The sequence below is a fragment of the Proteiniphilum sp. genome (assembly GCF_040307845.1).
GTDB lineage: Bacteria > Bacteroidota > Bacteroidia > Bacteroidales > Dysgonomonadaceae > Proteiniphilum.
This window is the reverse complement of record NZ_JAWRIS010000022.1, coordinates 85,398-94,088: the sequence shown is the minus strand read 5'-3', so window position 1 is coordinate 94,088 and position 8,691 is coordinate 85,398. Positions and strand designations below refer to the sequence as shown.

General features: G+C 46.5%; 4 protein-coding genes and 1 pseudogene. 4 read left to right on the top strand and 1 reads right to left on the bottom strand.

Features of this window, described 5'->3' with window-relative positions; all coding sequences use genetic code 11:
- The first annotated feature begins 170 nt into the window (after positions 1 to 170).
- From ABV001_RS05760 to ABV001_RS05750, 3 genes are read left to right on the top strand one after another with little or no spacing between them, the layout of a single operon-like run.
- Positions 171 to 983: a fimbrial biogenesis chaperone gene (locus tag ABV001_RS05760; protein ID WP_352421920.1), complete on the top strand. Its 813-nt coding sequence runs from the start codon at positions 171 to 173 to the stop codon at positions 981 to 983.
- Positions 976 to 2,034, top strand: a complete 1,059-nt coding sequence (locus ABV001_RS05755) for a hypothetical protein (protein WP_352421919.1) — start codon at positions 976 to 978, stop codon at positions 2,032 to 2,034. The genes ABV001_RS05760 and ABV001_RS05755 overlap by 8 nt, the downstream gene beginning before the upstream one ends.
- A gap of 2 nt (positions 2,035 to 2,036) precedes the next feature.
- Entirely contained in the window at positions 2,037 to 4,853 is a 2,817-nt protein-coding gene (locus ABV001_RS05750; protein WP_352421918.1) for a carboxypeptidase-like regulatory domain-containing protein, read from the top strand.
- Between the two features lie 32 nt (positions 4,854 to 4,885).
- Here the strand turns inward: ABV001_RS05750 and ABV001_RS05745 are convergent.
- A pseudogene (locus ABV001_RS05745) lies at positions 4,886 to 5,002 on the bottom strand (SDR family NAD-dependent epimerase/dehydratase); the annotation flags it as partial.
- A gap of 182 nt (positions 5,003 to 5,184) precedes the next feature.
- Here ABV001_RS05745 and ABV001_RS05740 point away from each other — a divergent pair.
- Positions 5,185 to 8,679: a TonB-dependent receptor gene (locus ABV001_RS05740; protein WP_352421917.1), complete on the top strand. Its 3,495-nt coding sequence runs from the start codon at positions 5,185 to 5,187 to the stop codon at positions 8,677 to 8,679.
- The last annotated feature ends 12 nt before the right edge of the window (positions 8,680 to 8,691 follow it).

Below are 8,691 nucleotides of genomic sequence, written 5' to 3'. Positions count from 1 at the left end.
CATAATCTATTGATATTTAGACTATAAATATACTACTTTTCTATCATATGAGAAAATATATATCGTTAATTATCAACCGATTTTCCAGCAATTATCCTAATAAATGTTTAGGACTGATTGCGGATAATCATATTATATTATCTGTTGACACTCAATAAAGTATTCAATTGATGAGACATCTTTTTGTCCACTCTCTTTTAGTGCTTGGCACGCTTTCTGTAATGGTTCCATCCACTTTGTTCTCTCAGGTGGGCATCTCTGTATCTCCTCCACGGGTATATTATACCCTGAATCCGGGAGAAACGGGGACGCAGAAGGTGTTGGTCAGCAATGTCAGTAAAGAGCATCCCCTCAACCTGTCCCTTACATTGGGGGATTGGGCATACGATGGTTATGGTAATAACCTCATGTTTCCCCCCGATTCGCTCGACAATTCCTGTGCCAGCTGGTTAAGCCTTCCCGGCGGCATGTATATGACACTTGAACCGGGAGAGAATCGGGAAATAGATGTGACCATGACGGTGCCAAACATGCCTGCTCCCGATGAAAATGTGCAGACTGCCATGCTTTTTGTCACCCAGATGAACCCGGTGGATGGGGTAGACGCGCAAGGGGCTGCCATCAGGATCAATGTACGGCAGGGAATAAAATTATATCGTAAAGGCAATGCGCCGGAAATAAAGAAAGTGGAAATTGAAAACCTCGGGTACGACAAGAATACCAATTCATTGCTGCTCTTGTTCAATAACGGCGGCAATATCTGGTTGAATGGTCGTGTAAGCGCCAGCCTGTTTAATCAGGCTAATGGTAAGGAGTTGAATATAGAAGCAATCGATTTTTACACGATGCCCGGCGACCACCGTTCTATGCGGATTCCTCTCAGGCAAGACCTGGAAAAGGGGAGATATACCTCCACCGTGATGATCGATTATGGAGACCGTACTACCATAGAGGCCGCAGAACTGCAATTCAGCTATGAGTAAGGGGCTGTTATATATAGTAGTAGTAACTGTATGCTGGTTAATGGTAAGTCATTTGCCTGCCCAGGAGTTCCTGTTAAATGGTTCTCATAACTATTTGAATGTAAATACCTATGATGGGGCCACTGATCTCGATGCATATAATCTCAAGATTGTATATCGGGGAAAGAATCTGGATATACCCAATTGGAGGCTTTCGGTTAAACTCAGAGGTCCGATTTTATCTTCTGAAGGAATCGAATTCCCCTCCCGGAAAATCAGTTTCATCCCGGTGAGGACAGAAAAAGGGAATCCTGACGGGGAACCGAATCCTCTACCTTCTGTATTCCAGATAGGAATGCCTTCGCCTGTTGCTCTTGACGGTTTGTCAGAAGTATATCTGGTACCCGCTTCCAATGCCCCTTTATATCTTTCCAGTGTCAATGAGAGAAGTTATGATCTCCGGATGATTTTTAATCTGACAGTTGCCGGAGGATCCTACCTTTCCGACTTACAGACACTCTGGTGGCCAATCCGCAGGGATGGGGTATATACCGTGCCGCTTCGATTTACCGCATACAGGGGTGATAACTCAATTATAGGTGTCTTTGACCACGATTATATTATCAATATACACCCACTTTCCGGCACTCCTCCCGAAGAGAACCAGTATACCATCCGCGTCTCTACGGAAGCATCCAACGGGTTGCTGGAGTTTAATACGATGGCGGATTATATCAACGGTAAAAGCGTGACCTATACCAATGGATTGTCTGTCTCTGCCACTACTGCCTATCAGGTGACGGTAAGATCGGTCACATCCTCTTTTTCGTCCGCTGCCGGCAATACGTTGCCGTTGGATGTCGTTCGCCTGCAATTGAACGGAGATTCCGGAACACGGTATATCCGCCCGCTCTCAACAGCGACACAAACCATACTGGAAGGTGCTTCTACCGGAGGAAACGCTGTAAACTTTGATATTATCTACTCCACCGAGGCAAATGACTCACGCCTGTTTAATATATCCCCAGACCAGTACGAGACATCGTTGATGTACGAAATTTCTCCCAGATAAAAATGCTCCACAACAGAAAGGCGTTTTGCTTCATAGGGTTGCTACTTGTAAATCTTTACTCTTCTTATGGGGTGAAGGCCCAGGCTGTCACGGGGGAACCTCTTGTTTTGGAGATAAGGCAGTCATCGGTCAATGCGCAGGTCGTAAGCCATATACTCAAGATTACCAATCTGTCGGGACTGCCGTTTCACGGAACAGTCCTGTTGGATCCTCTTTCTGATCTTCGTTCCCTTTCACGGGAGGAACAGGAGCTCTCGGTGGCGCCGGGAGACAGTGCTTTCATTGCTTATCGCTTAGTAGTGGGACGCGATCTTGGGGCCGGAAGGAAAACCATCAGGTACCTCATTCTTGACGGGAAGAAGGAAAGCATACTGGCGCAGGAGACCTATATCGATATTGAAGAAAGGGAGCAGATATACCTTTCGGTCAGTGATGCCCCATTGATGGTTCCCCAGGACGGGGACTCGGTAAGGATAGATGTAACGGTGAATAATAGCGGCAACACCTATCAGGAGGTGACAGTGGTATTCAATGTGCCTAACCTGCGCGAAGTATCTCCTTTTACCGAAATGAAATTTACGATGGTTCCTATGGAACAAAAAAGGGTTACCTACAGTTTTATACCCAGCGCTAACCTTCTCTCATCGGGACAGTTCCCCGTACATATAACCGGGATGAAAGGGAAGGAGAAAACCATTTTTGGCAGCAAAACCCTTACAGTACAGAATATTTTTACCAACAGGAGGTATGTGGATACCAATCCCGCTTTCAGATTGTACCCGGGACAGGGAACGACCGATAATTCCCTTACACTCAGCTACCGCCAGTATACTTCATCATCGCATATGATGCAATTGCAGGGTGGCGGATACATAAACCTGCCTGCGGGCTATCTTCACCTGAAAGGAAATATATATAAATACAGTACCGTGCAGGATCCCATGATTACCAATACCGCATTGATGTATAAGCTCGATGAAAACGAATTCACCATCGGTAATGTGAGTGAGCAAATGGAGTTGCCCTTGTTCGGAAGAGGTGCCAAAGCGATGTTGTCGACTGGTGATCGGCAAAAGACACTTACTTTTGGAGCAGTCGACCAGAATTTCAACCTGATCGGATCGCAGCCATGGTTTACTGACTACTATTCTTTTTATGTGGAGGGGGCGCTAGGTGCCAATAATTCCGACAGAGGCATGAAAGCGACCTATATCTACCAGAAAAATCCGTATGAAAAAGCGACCTATAATGTGGGAGGATTGCAATGGAGAAATGTGATAGCCAAAAACTGGAATGTTCATTTGATTGCACATGCTACTTTGAGTAACTATGAAAACCAGCCGGACACCAAATTCTCCGGTGCGGCGGAATTCAGGTACAGGGGTAGTTTCCCTTCGGGATTCTCACTCGACGGATCGGGCTATTACAGCGATGGTTATTTTCCCGGGAGCAGAAAAGGTACACTCTCCCTTACACAGGGGGCCAGCAAGAGATTGTCGGAAAAGATACATATCAGCGGTAGTATAGGTTACAACAGGACAGCCCCAAAATCGTATGCCTACAGCTATACCTACCGTTCGGAAAACAGTTATGGAAGCCTTATGCTGTCACTGCCGCAGTTAAGAAGAGTCTCTTCGTCGCTCTCTTACCGGTATCAAGGGGAAAGTTCGCCCTCCTACACTTCCTGGCTGGGAGAAGAAAGTACCACAGGAAATGTACGGATGGCCTCCCATCGGATGGGATGGCAATGGAGATGGCAAAGCCCCAATGTCAGGCATTCCCTGCTCGGCATGCTGGAAGGGGGATTTTATACCGATCCTCTGGGAGACAATCGGATTGGTCAGGCAAAGGCCACCCTGAATTATTCATACCACGGGGTGATGATGGAGACCTCATACCAGAAGGGAGCTTACTATCTTTATGAGTACATGATGGCGAAACAACAGGGCAAGCAGTTCGACCGGTTTACGGCGTCGGTATCCACCAACCAGCGGATATCGAAAAAACTCTCTTTTTCCTCGGGCTTTAATTTCAGTCATGATGTATACCAGGGTAGCGTGCCGTCGGCAAACCTTACTGCCAATTTCCTGGCAAAAGACAATATGGCTTTTTTCGCGAATGCTTACTGGTACCGCTACCAGTTTGTCAATACTACCAATATATTCAATGTGCAGGTGGGAGTGACCTGGAATTTTAGTAAAGCACAACCCATGAAGGGGCGGAAAAGCAGGGTGATCGCGCAGGTCTATTACGACCATAACGCCAATAACCGCTATGATGAGGGAGATGAACCGGCCGCCGGTTATCTGCTGAATATCGATAATAAAGCATTTATCTCGGATAAAAACGGCAAGGTGCGTTATTCGCAGGTTCCTTACGGTGAGTATAGCGTGAAGCCGATGCAGAGCGGCCGCTGGTTTTTCGGTCGGAAGGATATCACCGTTGGCAGTAGTAGGACATCTGTTTCTATTCCCCTTACACAGAGCGGTACATTGCAGGGAAGTGTAGCCTATATCAGTAATGAGCAGAGTGTGGAAATCATACCGAGATATGAAGGTCTCCGGTTTACGATAATGAATGCCGACGGGGTAATTGTACAAACTGCTGTCACCGGTGCGGATGGGAAATTCACTACTTTCCTGCCCATGGGAACTTATACTGTTACACTGGACAAAAACACATTACCTGAGCATACCGATTGTGAAGACTTTAGCCGGACCTTGAAGATTGAAGCCGGCAAGACGATGAATCTCGATCCTTTCAATATTGAAGTGAAGGAGAGAAAAGTGAATATGAAACGTTTCTTCACCGCAGAGTAATCCTTAGTTGAAAAATGCGAATTTGACTTAAAGGTGATATCTTCATTTTGCAATGCCTGCAGGTTAAAATTAGAAATCACTCTCTCGTCATGAAACAACATGCCCGGACCGTATGTATTAAATATCCGTACAATTTTAATCAGTGTGTTTTATTCTTATTTTGTTAAATTTTTCCTTTTTCCTCATCCTTTTTCCTTTCCGTTGTGTCTACTATAAAGAAGCAATAATAAGCTTTCAAAAGTGTTAAATCAGTATCTACGGAAGAGAAAAGGTGAGGTAGTCAAGAGAAACTAATTTTTTAATGTCTAATTTTTAATATGTAAAACAAACCATGGGAAAAATTCCAATGAAAAGGCGATGGATGATTCTAATGTCGCTCTTTGTGTTGAGTACTGTAATCAGTCCGGCACAAAAAGTGAGCCTGAATTTCAGCCAAACAAATCTGAGAACTGTACTGGAAAGTATCACTCAACAGACAGATTACACTCTGGCTTTTAGCAAGGAAGTGGTGGATCTGAATGATGCCGTGACTATCAGGGTGACCGATACCGATCTTACCCAGGTGTTAGACCAACTGTTTACACCCCGTAATATCGGTTATGAGCTAAGGGACAACAAAATTTATATTTTTGACAAACCCGCTGCTGCAATGGCAGAAACACAGCAGGCCCAGCAACAGGAAGTACGCCTGAACGGGCGGGTAACCGATGAAAACGGCGATCCGGTCATCGGTGCCAATATTTCCGTTCCGGAAACAACTATTGGAACTGTGACCGATATAGATGGAGATTTCTCGTTATCCGTGCCTAGAGGCGCTGTACTTCGCGTGTCGTACATTGGTTACCTGGAACAACAATTTACGGTTACCAACCAAACAGTCCTCAATGTACAATTGCAGGAAGACAACGAAGTGCTTGATGAATTGGTCGTTGTGGGATACGGTGTGCAACGTAAGAGTGTAGTCACGGCGGCGATCAGCCGGGTGACAGCCGAAGAACTGAATACCACCCGCCCGTCGCGTGTGGAAGATGCGCTCAAAGGAAAAGTATCCGGCGTGCAGATCACCCAAAGCTCGGGCCAACCCGGTTCCGACTCCAAAGTACGTATCCGCGGTATCGGTACAGTGAACAATAGTAATCCTCTCTATATCGTGGACGGCATGGAAGTGGGCGGAGGTATCAACTACCTCAATCCAGTGGATATTGAATCGGTGGAAATACTGAAAGATGCTGCCTCGGCGGCTATCTACGGCGCACGTGCCGCGAACGGTGTAATCCTTATCACCACCAAGAAAGGGACAAAAGGGAAAGCCACCGTCAATTATGATGTAAGCTATGGATGGCAGAACCCCTGGAAACACCGGGAAATATTGGATGGGCAGGAATACATGGTGATCATGAATGAAATGCAGATCAACGATGGGAATCTGCCCCGCTATACCAATGAACAGATTGCAGGTGCGGGTGCAGGTACCAACTGGCAGAAAGAAACATTCTATAAGAATGCACCGGTACAGAACCATCAGGTAAGTGTTTCCGGTGGAACGGAAGATCTGCTCTATTTCCTTTCGTTTGGTTATTTTGACCATGCAGGTATCGTGGGAGGAAATCATGATAAATCGAACTACAAGCGTTATAGCTTGCGTTCCAATTCTACTTATACGGTTTTTGAAGAGAAGGGACGTTCATTCCTGAATAAAGTTACCCTGGGTGCCAACATGGGTTACTCAAGGGATAAATCGTCCGGTGTCGAAACCAATTCGGAATATGGTTCTATACTGGGAAGCGCGCTTACTTTCTCTCCCCTTGTATCGGTATATGCCGATGATGATACGGCTACCGGAATTTTGGCGCAGTATCCACATGCCGTAAAAAATGGAGACCGGGTTTTCTCGCTGCCTCCTTCCGGATTTCAGGAGATTGCCAATCCCGTGGCGATGTTGTATCAACCTTCGGCGGGAATCAATAACTCCGACAAATTCGTGAGCACATTCTGGGGTGAAATACAGATCTTGCCGGAATTACGCTTCAGGACTTCTTATGGGGCTGACCTGGCTTTCTGGGGATACGACACGTATACTTTCCCTTATTTTCTGGCAACGCAGGGAAAAGATCAGCAGTTCAGCACGGTGCAGAGTGAAATGAACCGTGGCTATCGATGGCAGATCGAAAACTATTTCTCTTACGTCAAGACATTCAACGATGTGCATAATCTCTCCGCAGTACTCGGGCAATCGGCTTCACGTTACAGGCAGAGAAGCCTAGGAGGAAACGACCGTGACCTGCTGGAGACGGATCCCAATAAGGCCAATATCAATTCAGCCATTGCCGACAGGCAACTGGAGCGGACATGGGGTGGAACCAACGGTTTTGATTTTACCGGTAGCGCTTCTTATTTCGGCCGTGTGGACTATAATTATGACCAACGTTATATGATGCAGGCCACTGTACGCCGCGATGGTTCCACCAGCTTCGGACCCAATAACAAATGGGGTGTGTTTCCTTCTTTCTCACTGGGATGGAACCTGACCAATGAGGCATTTATGCAAAACCGCCCGGAATGGTTCGATTATATGAAACTGCGTTTCAGCTGGGGTAAGAATGGTAACGACCGTATCGGCGACTTCCTCTATACCGCCCTGATGGAAGGAGGACAAAATTATTACTTTGGTGGCGGATACCAGTTGAGCAATGATCCCAAAAAAGTGGGAGAAGTGGGAGGTTCCATGCAGTATGGAAGTTCGCCCGGTTATATCCCCAATCCCGATGTGAAATGGGAAGAATCGGCACAGACCGACATAGGGCTGGAAGCCCGTTTCCTGAATAACAGGTTGACCTTCGGATTCGATTATTTTAAGAAGAAAACCATTGATATGCTGATGTATCAGCCGATACCTGATTATGTGGGGTTAGGAGCACCTATAGCCAATGTGGGTGATATGGAAAACAAAGGGATAGAGATTGAACTGGGGTGGAAACATTCAGTAGGCGATTTCAACTATTTCGTTTCAGCCAATGCTTCTTATCTCAAGAACAAACTGGTCAACCTGGGGAATGAAACCGGTGAGCAGATCTACCAGGATGCAGGTGCATCGGGTGTGGGAAGCTATGTGAAAGGAAAGAATGGAGAGGTATTTCCTTTCTTCTATGGATATAAAACTGACGGTATTTTCCAAAATCAGGCTGAGGTAGATGCCTATGTCAATGAAAAAGGAGAGAAGATGCAATCTTCCGCCCGCCCCGGTGATGTACGCTTTGTGGACCTGAATGGTGATGGTGTGATCAGTGATGAAGATAAGACAAAAATCGGCAAGGGCGCTCCCGATTGGACCTACGGGTTTACCTTGGGGGCAGACTGGAAAGGGTTCGACCTGAATATGTTCTTCCAGGGAACGATCGGTAACGATGTGTTCGATTTTGCGCAACGTGGTGACATACCCGCGGCGAATCGTCCCGCATGGATTCTCGACCGCTGGCACGGTGAAGGTACATCCAACCATATTCCCCGGATGACTTCGGCCAATCCTAATAGCAACTGGCGCTCGTCAGACCTCTATATCAAGAACGGATCATACCTCCGTCTGAAATCAGCCCAGTTAGGATATACACTTCCTTCCCATATCACGAAAAAGATCTCGTTGCAGCGATTGAGAATTTATATCTCCGGCGACAACCTGCTCACCTTTACCGGCTACGACGGTTTCGATCCGGAAATGGCTTCCGGGGATGCCAATTCTTCGGCCGGAGGTTACACTACGGTGGGTGTGGACCGCGGTATCTATCCGCAGGCACGGACCATTTCATTGGGCGCGAACATAACATTTTAATGAATTAAAAAC

What these genes read in the sequence shown, in the direction of transcription:
- ABV001_RS05760 (WP_352421920.1), top strand. Translation starts at nt 171, where the DNA reads ATGAGACATCTTTTTGTCCACTCTCTTTTAGTGCTTGGCACGCTTTCT.
- ABV001_RS05755 (WP_352421919.1), top strand. Translation starts at nt 976, where the DNA reads ATGAGTAAGGGGCTGTTATATATAGTAGTAGTAACTGTATGCTGGTTA.
- ABV001_RS05750 (WP_352421918.1), top strand. Translation starts at nt 2,037, where the DNA reads ATGCTCCACAACAGAAAGGCGTTTTGCTTCATAGGGTTGCTACTTGTA.
- ABV001_RS05740 (WP_352421917.1), top strand. Translation starts at nt 5,185, where the DNA reads ATGGGAAAAATTCCAATGAAAAGGCGATGGATGATTCTAATGTCGCTC.